Origin of the sequence: Rhizorhabdus histidinilytica, from assembly GCF_900167915.1 — a bacterium.
GTDB classification, from domain to species: domain Bacteria; phylum Pseudomonadota; class Alphaproteobacteria; order Sphingomonadales; family Sphingomonadaceae; genus Rhizorhabdus; species Rhizorhabdus histidinilytica.
In genome coordinates, this window is record NZ_FUYM01000013.1 from 26459 (window position 1) to 43320 (window position 16862).

15 protein-coding genes are annotated in these 16862 nt (G+C 66.8%); 7 read left to right on the top strand and 8 right to left on the bottom strand.

The genetic code is table 11. The annotated features are described in order from the left end of the window. The first annotated feature begins 12 nt into the window (after positions 1 to 12). Both B5X82_RS22030 and B5X82_RS22035 read left to right on the top strand, forming a co-directional pair. The gene (locus tag B5X82_RS22030) at positions 13 to 642 is read left to right on the top strand and encodes an MSMEG_1061 family FMN-dependent PPOX-type flavoprotein (RefSeq protein WP_079650345.1); all 630 of its coding nucleotides are present in this window, start codon (positions 13 to 15) and stop codon (positions 640 to 642) included. A gap of 82 nt (positions 643 to 724) precedes the next feature. After that, positions 725 to 1495 carry a FadR/GntR family transcriptional regulator gene (locus B5X82_RS22035; RefSeq protein ID WP_079650347.1) on the top strand — a complete coding sequence of 257 codons (771 nt, stop codon included), beginning with the start codon at positions 725 to 727 and terminating at the stop codon, positions 1493 to 1495. Between the two features lie 2 nt (positions 1496 to 1497). Here the strand turns inward: B5X82_RS22035 and B5X82_RS22040 are convergent, their stop codons facing one another. Then, on the bottom strand, positions 1498 to 2136 hold the full coding sequence (locus B5X82_RS22040; protein WP_176152672.1) for a helix-turn-helix domain-containing protein: 639 nt from the start codon (positions 2134 to 2136) through the stop codon (positions 1498 to 1500). 165 nt (positions 2137 to 2301) lie between these two features. Here B5X82_RS22040 and B5X82_RS22045 point away from each other — a divergent pair, with 165 nt between their 5' ends. Then, positions 2302 to 4014, top strand: a complete 1713-nt coding sequence (locus B5X82_RS22045; protein ID WP_176152673.1) for an MOSC domain-containing protein — start codon at positions 2302 to 2304, stop codon at positions 4012 to 4014. Between the two features lie 15 nt (positions 4015 to 4029). On the opposite strand, the gene B5X82_RS22050 is transcribed toward B5X82_RS22045, so the two are convergent. Genes B5X82_RS22050 through B5X82_RS22060 form a run of 3 tightly spaced genes read right to left on the bottom strand, consistent with a single transcriptional unit; the run spans position 4030 to position 7068 of the window. Next, on the bottom strand, positions 4030 to 5067 hold the full coding sequence (locus B5X82_RS22050) for a sugar kinase (RefSeq protein WP_079650353.1): 1038 nt from the start codon (positions 5065 to 5067) through the stop codon (positions 4030 to 4032). After that, on the bottom strand, positions 5048 to 5941 hold the full coding sequence (locus B5X82_RS22055; protein ID WP_079650355.1) for an SDR family oxidoreductase: 894 nt from the start codon (positions 5939 to 5941) through the stop codon (positions 5048 to 5050). Before B5X82_RS22055 ends, B5X82_RS22050 begins: the two co-directional genes overlap by 20 nt. Then, positions 5938 to 7068, bottom strand: coding sequence for a DUF819 family protein (locus tag B5X82_RS22060; RefSeq protein ID WP_079650357.1), 1131 nt, complete (start codon positions 7066 to 7068; stop codon positions 5938 to 5940). Before B5X82_RS22060 ends, B5X82_RS22055 begins: the two co-directional genes overlap by 4 nt. Positions 7069 to 7226: 158 nt before the next feature. Here B5X82_RS22060 and B5X82_RS22065 point away from each other — a divergent pair, with 158 nt between their 5' ends. From B5X82_RS22065 to B5X82_RS22075, 3 genes are read left to right on the top strand one after another with little or no spacing between them, the layout of a single operon-like run. After that, positions 7227 to 8801, top strand: a complete 1575-nt coding sequence (locus B5X82_RS22065; protein ID WP_079650359.1) for a phytoene desaturase family protein — start codon at positions 7227 to 7229, stop codon at positions 8799 to 8801. A 19-nt stretch (positions 8802 to 8820) separates the two neighbouring features. Beyond that, complete coding sequence (locus B5X82_RS22070) at positions 8821 to 9975, top strand: nitrilase-related carbon-nitrogen hydrolase (RefSeq protein WP_079650361.1); 1155 nt, start codon at positions 8821 to 8823, stop codon at positions 9973 to 9975. Between the two features lie 10 nt (positions 9976 to 9985). After that, complete coding sequence (locus tag B5X82_RS22075) at positions 9986 to 10270, top strand: hypothetical protein (protein ID WP_079650363.1); 285 nt, start codon at positions 9986 to 9988, stop codon at positions 10268 to 10270. Between the two features lie 86 nt (positions 10271 to 10356). On the opposite strand, the gene manD is transcribed toward B5X82_RS22075, so the two are convergent. Next, complete coding sequence (gene manD, locus B5X82_RS22080; protein WP_079650365.1) at positions 10357 to 11565, bottom strand: D-mannonate dehydratase ManD; 1209 nt, start codon at positions 11563 to 11565, stop codon at positions 10357 to 10359. Between the two features lie 127 nt (positions 11566 to 11692). Here manD and gcvA point away from each other — a divergent pair, with 127 nt between their 5' ends. Then, positions 11693 to 12610: a transcriptional regulator GcvA gene (gcvA, locus tag B5X82_RS22085; RefSeq protein WP_079650367.1), complete on the top strand. Its 918-nt coding sequence runs from the start codon at positions 11693 to 11695 to the stop codon at positions 12608 to 12610. Here gcvA and B5X82_RS22090 read toward each other — a convergent pair. From B5X82_RS22090 to B5X82_RS22100, 3 genes are read right to left on the bottom strand one after another with little or no spacing between them, the layout of a single operon-like run. Next, positions 12582 to 14066, bottom strand: a complete 1485-nt coding sequence (locus tag B5X82_RS22090; protein WP_079650369.1) for an aldehyde dehydrogenase family protein — start codon at positions 14064 to 14066, stop codon at positions 12582 to 12584. The genes gcvA and B5X82_RS22090 overlap by 29 nt on opposite strands. Continuing rightward, positions 14063 to 15169: a pyridoxal phosphate-dependent aminotransferase gene (locus B5X82_RS22095; RefSeq protein ID WP_079650371.1), complete on the bottom strand. Its 1107-nt coding sequence runs from the start codon at positions 15167 to 15169 to the stop codon at positions 14063 to 14065. Before B5X82_RS22095 ends, B5X82_RS22090 begins: the two co-directional genes overlap by 4 nt. Before the next feature lie 2 nt (positions 15170 to 15171). Next, positions 15172 to 16815: a thiamine pyrophosphate-dependent enzyme gene (locus tag B5X82_RS22100; protein WP_079650373.1), complete on the bottom strand. Its 1644-nt coding sequence runs from the start codon at positions 16813 to 16815 to the stop codon at positions 15172 to 15174. Positions 16816 to 16862 lie beyond the last annotated feature (47 nt).

The window sequence follows — 16862 nt, forward strand, 5'->3', positions numbered from 1 at the left end:
ACGAGGCCCGCCATGTCCGACACCGACCCCTACCAGATCTCGACAATCGAGGAGTTGCGCGCCCATTATGATGCGCCGAGCCCGCTGATCCTGCGGTCGAAGCTCGATTTCCTGCACGACCACATGCTTCGGTACATGCGGCTGGCGCCGATCGTCTGCATCGCATCGGAGACAGAGGCCGGGCTGGACGCGTCGCCGCGCGGCGGGGAACCGGGCTTCGTCAAGCCGCTCGACCGCAAAACGCTGGCCTTCGCCGACTGGCCCGGCAACAACAAGATGGAGACCTTCTCGAACGTCATCGAGAATGGCCGGATCGGCATGCTGTTCATGGCGCCCCGGCTGGACGTCTTCCTGCGGATCAACGGACCGGCGATCGTCACCCGCGATCCCGCCGTCCTCGAGCGGCTCGTCGAGCAGGGCAAGACGCCGAAGGCGGCCGTCAAGGTCACGGTTCGCGAAGCCTATTTCCATTGCGGCAAGGCGTTCCGCCGGTCCGGGCTGTGGAAACCGGAGGGCTGGGCCGACACATCGGATTTCCCCTCCGTCGGCAAGGTGCTGTCGGATATGGCGAAGATCACCGAATTGTCGGTCGAGCAGCTCGATGCCTTCTACAATCACGGCCTTGAGCACGAGCTCTACTGAACGGCGATGAACATCCTCCCGGCTTTCTTCGCACAGGCACTGTTGTTATGGAGCGCCATCGCGACCGGGACGCAGAACTCGAATGACCAAGGAAAGCCGTCCGAATCCCTATGCGGGCCAGATAAAGCCCCATTATCTCGTCGACCAGGTCATCACCGCGATCCAGGATGCGATCGACAAGGGTGTGTTCAAGGTCGGCGACCGGCTGCCGTCCGAAGCGCGGCTCGGCGCCGACTTCGGCGTCGGCCGCTCGACGATCCGCGAGGCGCTGCGGGTCCTGAGCCATCTGAACCGGGTCGAGACGCGCACCGGATCGGGGTCCTATGTCGTCGACAACAGCCGCTTCGAGCCCGCCCCCAGCGAGATGAGCCTCGACGAAGTCGAGGCGATCTACGATTTCCGCTACACGATCGAGGCGCCGGCCGCCGAGCAGGCCGCCCTGCGCCATACCAGCCGGCAGATGAAGACGATCCGTCGTCTGCTCGCCGAGACCAAGCGGCAGGTCGACCTGCTCGACATGGACGGGGTCGCCGCGGCGGATACCGACCTCCACATCGCGATCCTCGAAGCCGCCGGCAGCAGCGTCGCGGTCGAGGTCTACCAGGCGCAGCGCCACCGCTGGGAACAGGCGCTCAAATCGCTCATCACCCTGACCGGCCCGATCGTGAAGACCAGTTCGGCCCATGCCATCCAGATCCTGCACGACGAGCTGATCGACGCGATCGAGCGGCGCGACGGCAAGGCCGCCGTCCGCCTCGTCCACCGCGACCGGGACGAGGTCGGCATCCGTGTCGCCATGGCGAGGCGCAACGCCACGACCGGCACGCGGCGACGGGCGACGGCGCCCCGCTGAAGTCAGTCTGCGACACGGGTCGAGAGGTCCTGCGCGATGATCACCAACGCGCGGGCCTTGGCGCGGCCGACCTGGCGGATGTCGTGCCGCAGATGGCCGTCGAAATGGACGCAGTCGCCTTCGCGCAGCTCGACGCTGCGGTCGGGGAAATCGATGACGAGCGTGCCCGACAGGACATAGACCGTCTCGTCGCCCGGATGATCGGCGGCGCGGCTGTTCACCTCCTGACCGGGTTCGATCATGAACAGGCTCAGCCGGCGGCGGTTGCTGGCCGGCAGGATCGCCTGGAGCAGGCCCATGCCGGGCTGCTCGTCCGACTTCATGTCGATATGCTCGTCACGGCGGACCACCAGGATCGCATCCTCGCCCGTCTTCTCGCCGAACAGCTGGCCGACCTGGACGTCGAGCGCTTCCGCGATCTTGAGCAGGGTGCTGATCGATGGCGATTTCTGGCCGCGCTCGACCCGCGACAGATAGCCCTTGTCCAGATCGGTCGCGCTGGCGAGCTGGGCGAGCGTCAACCCGCGCCGGCGGCGCGCGCTGTAGATGCTGTTGGCTATCATCATGTGGCTGGGTAGCGCATCCGTTCCTGCCGCTGTCTCGGCCTTTGCCGCCGTTCGTCTGCCCGTCGCCCTTGCCATCGGCATCCTCTTCTCACCCATCTTCCGCAGGAGATTGCCGGCCGGCACGGTTTAGGCAAGCGCCAATTGCGCCGCGCGGGGTGATCAACTCTTCCGCCCAACGGGCAGCGCTTGACAATATAGACAACTTGTTGCCTTTATCGTTTCGATAGGATGGAGAGGACCATGCGGCTGCTCAACTTCTGCGTCGGCACGGTCCGCGTCGTGGAGATGGCGGGCGAACCGGTGCCGACCGCGCACCTCAAGGTTCCGGTCGCCGAACCCTGGACGATCACCGACAGCGGCCCGGCCGGCGACGAACGGGCGATCCATCCCGATGCGATTTATGCGGTCAGCCGCGACCATTATCGCTTCTGGACCGACGATCTCGGCAAGGACCGCGGCGAATGGGACGATGGGCTATTCGGGGAGAACCTGACCTTCGACCGGCTCGACGAGACGGAATTGCGGCTCGGCGACGTCTTCGCGATAGGACCGGAGGTACGGCTCGTCGTGGCGGGTCCGCGCGTCCCCTGCTTCAAGCTGGCGTGGCGGCTCGGCCAGCCGCGCACCTTCCAGAGCCGGTTCGCTGTATCCGCGCATACGGGCGTCTATTTCGGCGTGGTGTCGGCGGGGCGCGTTCGGCCGGGCGACACGATGTCCCTGGTCGCCCGCGACGAGGCCAATCCGACGGTGGCCGATATCGCGCTATACTGTTCGGGCAATTTCACGCCGCCGCTCGACGGGCTGCGCCGCGCCCTCGCCAGTGCTGCACTGAGCCTGACCGTCCGGCTGATCCTGCAATCCAAGCTGAACCTGGCGGAGCGCGCGGCCGCGCTCGAGCGCGGCGCCTGGACCGGCTGGCGCGACTTCACGATCGACGCCGTCCGCCGCGAAACGGCCGACATCTCCTCCTTCGAACTGCTGCCCGTCGACGGGAAAGGGATCGCCCTGGCCGATCCCGGCCAGTTCGTGACCGTGCGGCTGGAGGATGGCGAAGGCAGCTTCGCGCGCGCCTGGAGCCTGTCTAAACGGACCGAACCCGGCGGCGTCTACCGCATCACCGTCAAGCGCGAACCCGACGGGCGCGGCTCGACCTTGCTGCATGACCGGCTCTCGGTCGGCGACCGGCTGGCCCTGCGCGCGCCGGCAGGCCGCTTCCTGTTCGACGCAGGGGGCTTCCGGCCGGTCGTGATGATCGCCGCTGGAATCGGCATCACGCCCTTCCTGCCGATGCTGGAGGCGCACAAGGCGCGCGGCGCGGAGGCACCGCCGCTTCATTTCTTCTACATGGCCGCCAATCGTGCCGCCCAGGCGCTCCGCGCGGAAGTCGACGCCCTCGCCGAGGGTGAGGCGCATTGGCATGTCCGCCACGTCTTCACCCGGCCCACCGGACGCGACATGGAAGGCCGCGACTATCATCATCGCGGCCGGATCGACACCGCGCGACTGCGCGAGTGGATGAAGGACAATTACCTGCCGTTCGGAGAGGGGCGCATTGCCCTGCCCTGGTACGAAGTCGACCTCTACATGTGCGGACCCGCTGCCTTCTGCCGGGACATGACCAGGGACCTCACGGCGGCAGGGGCCAATCCCGACCGGATCTTCCATGAGGTCTTCGCCACGCCCGCCGCGCCCGAGGAAGCGGCGGTCGAGCAGGCCCGCCTTCTGTTCGCACGGTCGGGGATCGAGGTGGTCTGGCGGGCCGAGGACGGCTCGACCCTGCTCGACTGCGCCGAGGCGGCGGGCGTCGCCATCCCGCACGATTGCCGGATCGGCGCCTGCCACAGTTGCCGTACCGCGATCACCGGCGGCAGAACCTCCGCGGCAGTCGGCGACGGTCACGCGCTGCTCTGCGCCGCCTGGCCGCTCACCGCCGAGGTGACGATCGACGCCTGACGGCCGGCCGACAGTTCAACGCTGGATGTCCAGCCTTCCGTCGAGAAACGCTTCGACGTGGGACATATCGGCGAAGCTGACGTCTCCTGGAATGCCGTGCTTGAGGCAGAAGAGTGCCAGCCCCCAATCCGCCGCGCGGGCGATGTCATGGGACGGACCGAGACCCGCGAGGACCCCGGCCGCGAGTGCGTCACCCGTACCGATCCGGTCGACGATGTTCGACAACGTCCTTTCGGGACTGATCGCCACCGCATCACGACCATCGACCTTCACCGACACCGACAACCGGTCCGCGGCGGACATGACGCGCCGGCTCGATGCGATCACCTTCAGCTTGGGAAACTTGGCGAAAGTGCTGGCCAGCAACCGCTGCTCATCCTCCGGATGACCGTCAAAGGCCTCATCGGCGAGGAGCGCCATGTCATGACCATTGGCAAACAGCACGTCGGCCTCGCTCGTCAGGGCGCGCAGGAGGGGCGGGGCCGCCTCGGGTGTACGCCACAGGCTCGGTCGAAAATTGACGTCGAACGAGACCGGGATACCCAATTGCACGGCCGTCGCCGCGGCGCGCCGGGCGGCGATGGCCGGCCCATCTCCCAAAGCCGGGGTGATGCCGGAGAGATGCAGGCGCCCTGCCCCTCGCAACAGCATCGGCCAATCGAGCCGATCGGGGTCCATTCGGGCGAAACTGCTGTCGTCTCTGTCATAGATGACCCGGCCTGGCCGCAGCCCCGCCCCCGAGTCCAGGAAATAGAGACCCATTCTCCCCGGGCTTTGGTGTACGCCCGAACAGTCGATCCCCATGCCCCGCAACGCGGCGAGGGCAGCCTGGCCGAGCCTGTTCCCGGGTAGCGCGGTAACGATCGCCGTCGGCCGCCCCAGCGAAGCCAGGCCCGCGGCGACATTGGCCTCCGCTCCGCCGAAACAGCTGTCGAGACCAGGCCGCTGGAGAAGGAGCCCCCGGTCCGGTGCGGAGAGCCGGAGCAGCACCTCTCCAAAAACCACGCACCGTCCCGCCGCCCGCTCGGGGCCGCTATCGTCGTTCCTCGGCATCCGACTCGTTGCTCATCCTCGGCGGACGCTCTTCGCCGGAAATCCACCAGTCGACGTCGGCGGCCTCGCGCAGGAAGCGCAGTCGATCGCCGTCGTCACCACGCCACAGCGTGGCGAGCACGCTGCTGGCGAGCGGATCAGCGGGCCAGCGCAATTGGTCCGTCCGCGAGGCTGCGATCCGCACGATGAGATCGGCGACCGTCCGCGGAGAAGCCTGCCGGTCGGCCCCGCTCAGCGCCGCCGCCCGCTGCGCCTCGACCAAGGGCCGATAAGCTGAGTCCTCGGCAACGGGCCAGGCCGCGAGGCCCGCCAGCATATTGGTCGCGCAACTGCCCGGTTCGACGAGCGCGACGCGAACATTCCATCGCGCGACTTCCTGGCTGACTGCCTCGGTCAGGCCTTCAAGTGCGAATTTGCTCGCGCTGTAGGCGGCATCACCCGCCCGCGCGGCGAGCCCGGACAGCGAGCTGATGTTGACGATCGTTCCGCTCTCCTGCCGGCGCATCACGGGCAGCACCGCCTTCATCAGCAGCGCGGCGCCGAAGAAATTCGTCTCCATCACCAGCCTCAGCCCGGCCTCGTCGATATCCTCGAACGCCCCGGCGGGAAGCATGCCGGCATTGTTGACAAGGACGTCGATGCGGCCGTGACGGCCGACCACACCATCGACGAAACCGGCGAAGGTGGCGGCCTGGGTGACGTCGAGCGGCTCGATCATGACGTCGAGCGCGCGCGCTTGAGCCTCGGCCCGCAGCGTTGAGGCGCGCATCGGATCGCGCACCGTCGCGACGACCTTGTCCCCCGCGGCGGCGAAGGCGAGCGCGGTTTCGAGCCCGATGCCGCTCGAGCAGCCCGTGACGACGACCACCCTCATCGCAGCAGCATCGCCACGCCGAGGCCGATGAAGGTGGCGATCGCCTTGCCGAAGATCGCGCACATGATCCCCGGGGTGACCAGCTCGTTCCAGCCGCGCGCCGAGGCGATCGCGGCGGTCGGCGCCGGGCCCATCACCGCGGCCGCCGAACCGATGATCGCGTCGGCCAGGTCGATCCTGAGCAATTTCGCGGCACCGAGCAGCACCACGAAATGGATGGCGAGCATCAACGTGGCGTAGAGCACCAGCAGCAAGGCCTCACCGTTGAAGATATTCGCATTGGTGATCATGCCGACGCAGGCGAAGAACATGTACATCACGAACATGCCGACATCGAAGTCCAGGGTAAGCCGGCGAATCTGGCCGGGAATGAGATTGGCGACGATCAGGCTGAGAATGGAGATCACGACGATCTTGTAGTCGTGCCAGCCCATTGCATTGGCGAAGAGCGATCCGATCGACGAGATGGCGAAGCCGAGGGTGATCAGGCCGGCCAGCTCGGCGGCGCGATAGGATTTCGGCTGGGTCTCGATGACCAGATCGGTGCTGTCGACCTCGTTGACGTCGAACTTGGTCGGGATGAAGCGGCGCAGGATCGCCAGCGACGGCAAGGTGATCAGCAGCAGCAGCGCGGCGATGCTGACCGGGCTGCTCGCGCCCATCGCCAGCGTGAACTCGGCGGGCGTCATGTGGACCGCCTGGCTGACCGCGACGAAGCTGACGGTGCCGCCGATCCAGCCGCCGGTATAGACGCCGGCCACCTTGGCGCCGATCGGTCCCATGGGGATCAGATGAAAGCCGACGACGGCGCCCACCACGACCGCGAAGCTTGCAATCAGGAAGGCCGCCATCACCCGGCCCGACTCGCGGATGATGCGCCGCAGATCGGCGCGCAGCAGCAGCAGCGGGATCGCCATCGGCACGAGATGGCTGAACGTGAAGTCGTAGACCGGTGCCTCGAACGGCACCACGCCGAGGTTGGACAGGAGCAGGCCGCCGACGATGATCCACAGCGCGCCCGACGTGCGGCGGCCGAACGCGGTACCGTCGAGCCAGAAGCCCATGGCGGTCAGCCCGAACATCACGGCGCAAAGGCTCAGACTGTCGTCCGGATCGATGAGAGGCATTTTCCATCCATGCTGGGCGGGCTTGTTCGACCGGCAGCATGCACGGCCGCCCGGATCGGGCAACGGCATTCGCTCTAATCCAAGCGATCAATAAGCCTAATTTCTACCGCGCGCTCCCGGTCCGTACAGTTGGGACAAGCTGAACCGGAGAAGATCGCATGTCCGACTTCGATGTCGTCATTGCCGGCGGAGGCGTCAACGCGCTCGCCTGCGCCGCCACCCTTGCCCGCTGGAACCTGTCGGTGTGCGTCGTCGAGCGTAACGCCAATGTCGGCGGCGGCGCCATCACCGAGGAGGTGACGCTGCCCGGGTTCAAGCACGACCTCTACGGCTCGTCGCACGTCTGGATCCAGTGCAACGAGGATTTCAAGGCGATCCAGCCGGAGCTCGAGCGCTACGGCCTGAAATATATCGAGCCGAAGGATCACATCACCGGCCATCCCGACCGCAACGGCGGGCCGGGGATCGTCATCCACAAGGACATCGACAAGACCTGCGAGTCGATCGCCGCCTATTCGCGCGCGGACGCCGCCCGCTACCGCCGGGTGTACGAGGATTTCGAACAGATCCGCGAAGGCTTCGTCAAGGCGTTCTTCTCGCCGCCCGCACCGCCTTCGGCCCTGCCCCGCGCGCTGGAGACCAACGAGGTGGGGCTGCGCCGGCTGCGCGAATTCTCGATGTCGGCCCGCGCCTGGGTCGAGACCAATTTCGAGAACGACTTCATCAAGGCGGTGATGCTGAACTGGGCGTTGGCCCCGCAGATCCTCCCCGACCAGGAGGGCGCCGGCCAGTCCTTCTACATCATGATCCCGGCGATCCATTATTATGGCCAGGCGATCCCGGAAGGCGGCAGCATGGAGCTGCCCAAGGCGATGGCGCGCTATGTCGAGGCGCATGGCGGCAAGGTGCTGACCAACGCCTCGGTCAGTGAGATCATCGTCGAGAACGGCCGCGCCGCCGGCCTCCGCCTTGAGGATGGGCGGACGGTGCGCGGCCGGCGCGCGACGGTGTCGGCGCTCGATCCGAAGCAGACCTTCCTGCGCCTGCTGGGCGAGGACAGGCTGACCCCCGATTTCGCGGCGATGGTGAAGGGCTATTCCTTCGGCAAGATATCGATCTGCCGCGCGCAGCTCGCGCTCGCGGAGGAGCCGCGCTTCCTGAACGGGGAGGCGATGAGCGCCGCCCCCTTCCACCGGATCGTCGATTCGATGGAGCAGATGACCCGCTTCTATGCCGAGATCGCGATGGGCATACCGCCGAGCGATCCGTTTCTCTGGTCGGCCTGCTGGACGAAGCTCGACCCGACCCGCGCGCCCGAGGGCAAGCATACGCTGATCTTCGACACCTATGTCTCCAACTGGCTTGCCGACGGGCGGACCTGGGACGACATTGCCGAGGAATATTATGCGAAAACCCTGCTGCCCAAGCTGCAGCAATATGCGCCGAACATCGCCGGCGACGTGATCCTGGGCAAATATCTCCAGCATCGCGGCACGCTGGAGACCGCCAATCTCAGCTTCGTGGAAGGCACCACCAACGGCGGCGAGCGGATCGCCGCGCAGCTCGGCTCCTTCCGCCCCTTCCCCGGATATGCGCATTACCGCGCGCCTGTCCGCGACCTCTACATGACCGGTCCGCACTGCCATCCCGGCGGCGCCATCTCGGCCATGGGAACGATCACGGCCCGGGTGATGCTCGACGACATGGGCATCACCCCGGCCGACTTCTGGTGACGAACGTCGGAGACAGCATATGACAGCGAAGAAGATCGACAAATACACCGCCCTGGTGATGCAGCCCCATGTCGAGGTCGCCGAGGATCGCGCGGGCATCGCCAAGAATCTGGATCGTGCGATCAACATGATCGATTTCGGCGTCGGCTATTTCTGGGAGCTTCCGGCCAGGCTGGTCGTGTTCCCCGAATATTTCATGCAGGGCGTCACCACGCCCGGCAAGGGCGAGCATGGCATTGACAGCTTCATGAAGAAGGCGATCGAGCTCGACGGCCCGGAGATGCGGCGGCTGGGCGAGGTCGCCAAGGAATATAATCTCTACATCGCCGGCGGCGGCGTGGTCGAACGGGTCAAGGAGTTCCCCGACCGCTGGTTCAATACCGCCTTCATCATCGGGCCGTCGGGCGAGGTGGTGCTGCGCTACCACAAATGGCACATTCCCGCCTCGATCGGCCTGGGCACGTCGCCGCACGATATCTTCGACGAATATTGCGAGGTTTTCGGCGGCGATATCTCGACGCTCTTTCCGGTGATCGACACCGAGATCGGCAAGCTCGGCACGATGACCTGCCATGACGGCTGCACGCCCGAGGTGTCGCGCGCGCTCGGCTATAACGGCGCCGAGGTGATCTGCCATCCGGTCGCGCTGCAGGAGGTCGAGGGTGTATCGCAGCCCTGGGACTTCTGGATGTTCACCCGCCGCACCCGTGCGCACGACAACATGGCCTATGTCCTCGGCTCCAACTGGGGCACGGTCGACTATGCCTATTATCCCAAGGCCTTCTGCCCCGGCGGTTCGTTCGCGATCGACTATACCGGCATGGTGCAGCGGCACGCCCCCTATCCGCAGGAGCAGGTGCTCGGCGTGACGATCGACATCGAGTCGCTTCGCGAGCACCGGTCGCGCTGCAACCACAATACCTGGGTCGACGTCCGAACCGAGGGTTTCCGGCAGATCTACGAGAAGCCGATCTATCCGGCGAACCAGTTTCCGTCGGGCAAGCCGCCGCGCACGCTGGCGGATAAGATGGGCCCGGTGCGCGAGGTCTTCTCGGACCTTTACGGCCGCGGCCAGTTCACGCCGCCCGCCGGCAAGAGCGTTGCCGACATGGCGGACCTTCACGAGCAGCGCGTCCGTGCCGCCCAGGCACGCGGCACCCTGCGCAAGAGCTGAGGAGGCCGCGATGCGCGTAACCAGCTCGCTCGCCGACATCGATTTCGAGGTCGGCGAGCTTCGGGTGGAAGCCGGCGAACTGGTCGTCGAGAGCGGGGCGGCCAGCACGATCGCCACCACGGTTCGGCTCGATCCCGCCGAAGGGCGGCGGATCCTGGGCCTGCTGATCTTCAGCGGCGCCACCTGGCGCTTTCTCGCCTCGATGCTGTTCGCGGGCAAGAGGACGTCCGGTGCGTCGGCCGGGGGCGCCTGGGACGAACGCCGGCAGCGGATCGGGCTGAACAAACCCTGGTAAAGGCCGGAACGCGCGGGCCGGGCACTGCCCGGGCGGACCGGTCATACTATGCGGCAGGGATCCGGAGATCCCTGCCGCCTTTTTCGTCACCAGTGCCAGAGCGTGCCGTCCTCCAGCCGGTTCACCGGCAGGGAGCACGGCTTGTAGGGATATTTCGCGGCCAGCGCCTCGTCGATCTCGACGCCGTGGCCAGGTACGTCGCCTGGCGTCATATAACCCGCCGCGAAGCTGTAGGCGTGCGGGAACACCGCATCGGTGGCCTCGGTATGGCGCATATATTCCTGCACGCCGAAATTGGGGACCCATATGTCGAAATGGAGGGCGGCCCCCATGCAGACGGGCGAAAGATCGGTGGCGCCGTGGCAGCCGGTCCGGACCTGATAGAGCGCCGCCAGGTCGGCGATCCGGCGAAGATGGCTGATGCCGCCGGCATGGACCACGGTGGCGCGGATATAGTCGATCAGCTGGTTCTGGATCAGGTCCTTGGCGTCCCAGATCGTGTTGAACACCTCGCCCACGGCCAGCGGGGTGACGGTGTGCTGACGGATCAGGCGGAACGCCTCCTGGTTCTCGGCCGGGGTGGCGTCCTCCATCCAGAACAGCCGGTAGGGCTCGAGCGACTTGCCCAGCCGCCCGGCCTCGATCGGCGTCAGCCGATGGTGGACGTCGTGGAGCAGGTGATGGTCAAAGCCGAAGCGATCGCGCAGCCGATCGAACAGCTTCGGGACATGGTCGAGATATTTCTCGGTCGACCAGACATTCTCGGTCGGCAGCGCGGCGTCGGCCGGTTCATAATACATCTTGTCCGACGAGACGCCGTAAGTGGAAGCCAGGCCGGGAACGCCGCTCTGCGCGCGGATCGCGCGGTAGCCCATCTCGACATAGCGGGCCACCTCGTCGGCGGTCTCCTCGATATCGCGGCCATTGGCATGGCCATAGACCATCACGCCGTCGCGGCTGCGGCCGCCGAGCAGCTGGTAGAGCGGCAGGCCAGCGGCCTTGGCCTTGATGTCCCACAGGGCGGTGTCGACGGCGGCGATCGCACTCATGGTCACCGGCCCACGGCGCCAATAGGCGCCCCGGTACAGATAATGCCAGATGTCCTCGATCCGATGCGCATCGCGTCCGATCAGGCATGGGATGACGTGGTCGGTCAGATAGGACGCGACGGCCAGTTCACGGCCATTCAGCGTCGCGTCCCCTATGCCGGTCAAACCTTCATCCGTCTCAATCTTGAGCGTCACGAAGTTACGATCGGGACAGGTGACAATGACGCGGGCACCTGTAATCTTCACCGCTACCTCCTTTTCATGGCAGTTCGACCCAAATGTATCCCGCGCCGCCGACACGCTCACAAATGGTAGGAACTGATCGCAGCCATGAGTTCGTCTCATCCTTTGCCTTCGAAGCGGAGACCCGGTCGTGAGCCGTAAGCTTCCTCCCCTGCTGGGTCTGCGCGTCTTCGAATGCGTCGCCCGGCACCTGAGCTTTACCCGCGCGGCCGACGAACTCTGCGTCACCCAGGCCGCTGTGAGCCACCAGATCAAGGCGCTCGAGGAGTGGATGGGCGGCCCGCTGTTCCAGCGGCTGAGTCGCACGATCAAGCTCACCGAGCTGGGCGAGAGCCTCGTCGCGCCCATCGGCCAGGCGCTCGACATCATGGCCGACGCTACCGACCGGGCGCTCGACCGCGACCAGAACGTGCCTCTCACCGTCGGCGTGTTCGATTCCTTCTCCTCGGCCTGGATCATTCCTCGGCTGGCCCGTTTCCGGGAACGTTTCCCCACGATCGACGTACGCTTCATCGCCAAGCGGCAGGAGGACGATGCCCTGTCGAGCGGGGATGCCGATATCGAGATTCGCTTCGGCAATGGGAGCTGGCCCAATTTCCAGGTAGAACGCCTGTTGACCGAAAGTGTTCTGCCGGTGTGCAGCCCCGCACTGATCGAGCGGCATGGCGCGCCTGGGAGCCTGGCGGACGCCCCCCGCTTTCCGCTGCTCCACGACGTGTTCAGCATCGACTGGAGCGAATTCCTGCAATTTTTCGGCGTTCGCGGCATGAACGTCCACCGCGGATTTGGCTTCAGCCATTCGCATCTGGTGAAGCAGGCCTGCATCGACGGCCAGGGGATCGCCCTGGGGCGCTGGCCGCTGGTCGCCGAGGACCTGGAGTCGGGCGCGCTGGTGCGCCCTTTTCCGGAGGTGCTGGCGCTCGATTCCGCTTATTACATCGTCTGCCGAAAGGCCGTTTCGGACGAAGGGAACATCAAGGCATTCGCCTACTGGCTGCTAGACGAGGCCGAACTGTTCGTCAGTCAGCACGGAGCATCACCGACTTGAATTCGGTGAAGGCTTCGAGCCCGGCCCATCCGTGCTCGCGGCCGATGCCGGACTGCTTCATTCCCCCGATCGGCATGGCCAGCTCCGGAATGCCATGGCTGTTGACCCAGACGATGCCGGCGCGGACGTCCGCGGCGACCCGATGGGCGCGGCCGACGTCCCGCGTCCAGATGCTTGCCGCCAGCCCATAACTGCTGTCGTTGGCCAGCCGTACGGCCTCCGCCTCGTCGACGAAGGACTGGACCGCCAGCACCGGGCCGAACACTTCGCCCTGTACGAGTTCGCTGTCCTGGCGGCACCCGGTCACGATCGTCGGCGGGTAGAAGAAGCCGGGGCCGTCGATCGGCTCGCCGCCCGTCACGATGGTGGCGCCGGCCTCCCGGGCGCGCCGGACGAAGCCGTCGACACCGGCCCGATGCCGGTCGCTGATCAGCGGCCCCATCTGGGTCAGCGGATCGAAGCCGGGACCGATCCGCATCCTTCCGGCGATGTCCGCCAGCCGCTCCACCAGCGCGGCCTCGATCGACCGTTCGACATAGACGCGCGATCCGGCGACGCAGACCTGGCCGGCATTGCCGAAGATCGCATCGGCGGCGCCCTCCGCCGCACGGTCGAGGTCGGCGTCTGCGAAGATCAGCACCGGCGACTTGCCCCCCAGTTCGAGCGAGAGCCGCTTGAGGTCGCCGCTGGCATCGGCCATCAGCCGCCGCCCCACCGCGGTCGACCCGGTGAAGGAGATCTTGTCGATGCCGGGATGGCGGGCGAGCGCGGCGCCGACCGTCGCCCCGATGCCGGGAAGCACCTGCACGACGCCTTCCGGCACCCCCGCCTCCAGCGCCAGCGCAGCGAGATGGAGGGTCGTGAAGGGAGTCAATTCGGACGGCTTGAGGATCGCGCAGCAGCCGGCGGCCAGCGCGGGCGCCAGCTTCCACGCCGCGATCACCAGCGGCCCGTTCCAGGGCGTGATGAGGGCCGCGACCCCGACCGGTTCGTGCCGGCCATAGCCGAGAAAGCTCTGGCCCGGCACCGACGGATCGAAGGTGCCGCCATCGATCTTGGTGACCCAGCCGGCATAATAGCGGAACGTCTCCGCCGCCGCGGCGACCTCTCCGTGCAGCGCGGCGCCGAGGGGTTTGCCGCCGTTGAGCGTCTCCAGCTCGGCCAGCAGCTGCGCATCCCGTTCGATCAGGTCGGCGATCCGCCAGAGGATGCGCTGACGCTCGGCGGGGGTCTTGCCGCGCCAGCGCCGATCGTCGAAAGCCGCTCGCGCCGCCGCCGCCGCGCGATCGACCGCGGCCGGATCGGCGACATGCGCCATCCCGCAGGGCCGGCCCGTCGACGGATCAAGGACATCCGCCGGAACCGTGCGCCCTTCTTCCCACCGGTCGCCGACCAGATAAGGGCGCGGCCGGGTCAGGAAATCCAGCGTCGCAGCCGATGGTCCGGCGGTGCTCATGCCCCGACGAACTCCGTCAGGGCCGCGATGACGCGGTCGTTCTGCTCGGGGCGGCCCACGGTGATCCGGAGAACCTCCGCTGGTCCGCCCGCATTGACCGGCCGGGGGATGATGCCCCGCGCTTCGAGATGGCGGGCCGCGGCATCCGGCGTCAGGCCGTTCGGGAAACGAAGCAGGTAGAAGTTCGCGACCGACGGAATGAAGCGCATGCCGGCCTTCTCCACCCGTTCGGCGATCCGGGCCAGCTCCGCCTTGTTCTCGCGGCGGACCATCTCGGCATGGCCGGTGTCGCACACCGCCGCCTCGGCCGCCGCCAATGCCGCGGCGTTGGCGTTGAAAGGAGTGCGGATCCGCTGCACCGAATCGATGACCTCCTCGGGCGCGTACATCCAGCCGATCCGCAGGCCGGCCAGACCGTAGAGCTTCGAGAAGGTGCGCGTCATGACGACGTTCCCCTGGCGATGGACGAGCCCGTCGCCGGCCTCGAAATCGGGCTCGTCGACATAGTCCGCATAGGCGCCGTCGATCAGCAGCACCACATCGGACGGCAGGTTGCGGTGCAGGCGGAGCAGCTCGTCGCGGGGGATATATTGCCCGATCGGATTGTTCGGGCTGGCGAGGATGACGACCTTGGTCCGCGGCGACACCGCCGCCAGGATCGCGTCGGCGTCGGGACGCATCTCGGCTTCGGGCGCGGTGATGACGTTGGCGCCCTGGGCGATGGCGTGGACGAAGGCCATGGCGAAGCTGTTCTGGCTGATCACGACGTCGTCGCCCTGCCCGGCATAGGAGCGGATGACGAGCTGGATCAGCTCGTCCGAACCGTTGCCGCACAGGATCAGGTCGGGATCGAGTCCATGGACGCGGCCGATCGCCGTGCGCAAGGCCGCCTGCGAGCCGTCGGGATAGAGGGCGAGCCGCGCCCCGCAATCCCGATAGGCCGCGATCGCCTTCTCGCTGGGGCCGATCATCGACTCGTTCGACGAGAGCTTCAGCGGCTGGGCCACGTCGTCGAGCTTCGCCTTGCCCTGGCGATAGGGCGCGAGCGAACGGATCGAGGCCAGCGGCACGGGCCTGCGCGTGCCCGTGCGATCGTCGATCATGATCACGCTTCCTCCCCCTGGGTCTCGAAGGCCGGCGGTCGGATGATGAAGGGCCAGGGCGACGCCATATCGCCACAGGGTACTTCGATCAGGGCCGGCTCGTTGCGTTCGAGCGCGGCGGACACCGCCCGCCGCAGGCTTTCGGGATCATAGACCCGTTCGGCGCGGATGCCGAAGCTTTCCGCGAACTTCACGAAGTCGGGGTTCTTCAGGTCGGAGGCGATCAGGCGGCCGCCGAACCATTCGCGCTGCTGGCGCTGCACGTTCTGGAACTTGTTGTTGTTGAACAGCACGGTCACCAGCGCGATGCCATGTTGCGCGGCCGTCGCCATCTCGTTGGCGGTGAACAGGAAGCCGCCGTCGCCGGCGATGTTGACCACGGCCTTGTCCGGATGCGCGGCCTTGACGCCCAAGGCCGTGGCATAGCCATAGCCCAGCGTGCCCTGATAGCCGCAGGTGATCAGGTGGCGCGGCTCGTAGACCGGAAAGGCATACCAGGAGGTGTAGCCCACCTGCGTGATCTCATCGACGAAATAGCCGTCCTCGGGCAGCGCCGCCCGAATCGCCGCGAGATAGGAGGCCTGCGGCTGGACCCGGTCCTCGATATCGCCGCGGACGCGGGCGGCCAAGTCGCGCAGCTCGTCCTCGCGCGAGGCGCGGCGATCGAGCATGCCCGACAGCTTGGCCACCAGCGCCGGAACCGCGTCGGCGGCATCGGCGTGGATCGCCACGGCGGGCGCCGCGATCCGGTCGATCTCCTCCTCGTCGATGTCGATGCGGATCACCTTCATGTGATCGGGCACCTTCCAGTAGAGATATTGCTGCTCCATGCGGCTGCCGAGACCGATGACGACGTCCGCCTGCTTCCACAGCTCGTAGCCAGCGGGGAACATCTGCGACAGCGGCGAACGGTCCGAGATGACCCCCCGCCCGCTGCGGAAGCTGACCACCGGGGCCTGCAGCATCGCCGCCAGCTCCTGCAGCGCCTCGCCGGCCGCGATCGCGCCGCCGCCGGCGATGATCAACGGGTTGCGCGCCGTGCTGAGCAGCTTGGCCGCGCGCAGGATGGCATCGTCGTCGAGCGCCGGCCCGCGATCGATCTCCGCCTTGGGCAGCAGGGCGACGTCGGCCGAAGCTCCCATGACGTCCATCGGCATTTCGAGGCTCACCGGGCGCGGCCGGCCGCTGCCCATCTGCCGATAGGCTTCGTTGACCAGCGCCGGGGCCGCGCCTGGGGTCATCGCCCGGTCGGCCCATTTGGTCAGCGTGCGCATCGTGGCGAGCTGATCGGGCAGTTCGTGCAGATAGCCGATGCCCTTGCCCAGACCGACGCTCGGGATCTGCCCGGTCAGACAGAGGACGGGCGCGTTCGTCGCATAGGCCGAGCAGAGCGCGGCGGTCGTGTTGAGCACGCCAGGACCCGGAACCACGGTATAGACACCCGGCTTGCCGGTGGAACGCGCATAGCCGAACGCCATATAAGCGGCCCCCTGCTCGTGCCGGGTGCCGAACAGGCGGAGCTTGTCGCCCGCATTGTACATGGCGTCGAAGAAATGATCGAGCTGTCCCCCGGGCAGCCCGAAAATCGTATCGGTTCCATTCGCCAATATCTGGCCGAGAAGCGCCTGTGCGCCCGTCATCGTCATCGTCGATCCTACCTGGATTGCCCTGTGGTGATCCCGCACAGTCCGGC

What these genes read in the sequence shown, in the direction of transcription:
- B5X82_RS22030 (WP_079650345.1), top strand. Translation starts at nt 13, where the DNA reads ATGTCCGACACCGACCCCTACCAGATCTCGACAATCGAGGAGTTGCGC.
- B5X82_RS22035 (WP_079650347.1), top strand. Translation starts at nt 725, where the DNA reads ATGACCAAGGAAAGCCGTCCGAATCCCTATGCGGGCCAGATAAAGCCC.
- B5X82_RS22040 (WP_176152672.1), bottom strand. Translation starts at nt 2,136, where the DNA reads ATGGCAAGGGCGACGGGCAGACGAACGGCGGCAAAGGCCGAGACAGCG.
- B5X82_RS22045 (WP_176152673.1), top strand. Translation starts at nt 2,302, where the DNA reads ATGCGGCTGCTCAACTTCTGCGTCGGCACGGTCCGCGTCGTGGAGATG.
- B5X82_RS22050 (WP_079650353.1), bottom strand. Translation starts at nt 5,067, where the DNA reads ATGCCGAGGAACGACGATAGCGGCCCCGAGCGGGCGGCGGGACGGTGC.
- B5X82_RS22055 (WP_079650355.1), bottom strand. Translation starts at nt 5,941, where the DNA reads ATGAGGGTGGTCGTCGTCACGGGCTGCTCGAGCGGCATCGGGCTCGAA.
- B5X82_RS22060 (WP_079650357.1), bottom strand. Translation starts at nt 7,068, where the DNA reads ATGCCTCTCATCGATCCGGACGACAGTCTGAGCCTTTGCGCCGTGATG.
- B5X82_RS22065 (WP_079650359.1), top strand. Translation starts at nt 7,227, where the DNA reads ATGTCCGACTTCGATGTCGTCATTGCCGGCGGAGGCGTCAACGCGCTC.
- B5X82_RS22070 (WP_079650361.1), top strand. Translation starts at nt 8,821, where the DNA reads ATGACAGCGAAGAAGATCGACAAATACACCGCCCTGGTGATGCAGCCC.
- B5X82_RS22075 (WP_079650363.1), top strand. Translation starts at nt 9,986, where the DNA reads ATGCGCGTAACCAGCTCGCTCGCCGACATCGATTTCGAGGTCGGCGAG.
- B5X82_RS22090 (WP_079650369.1), bottom strand. Translation starts at nt 14,066, where the DNA reads ATGAGCACCGCCGGACCATCGGCTGCGACGCTGGATTTCCTGACCCGG.
- B5X82_RS22095 (WP_079650371.1), bottom strand. Translation starts at nt 15,169, where the DNA reads ATGATCGACGATCGCACGGGCACGCGCAGGCCCGTGCCGCTGGCCTCG.
- B5X82_RS22100 (WP_079650373.1), bottom strand. Translation starts at nt 16,815, where the DNA reads ATGACGATGACGGGCGCACAGGCGCTTCTCGGCCAGATATTGGCGAAT.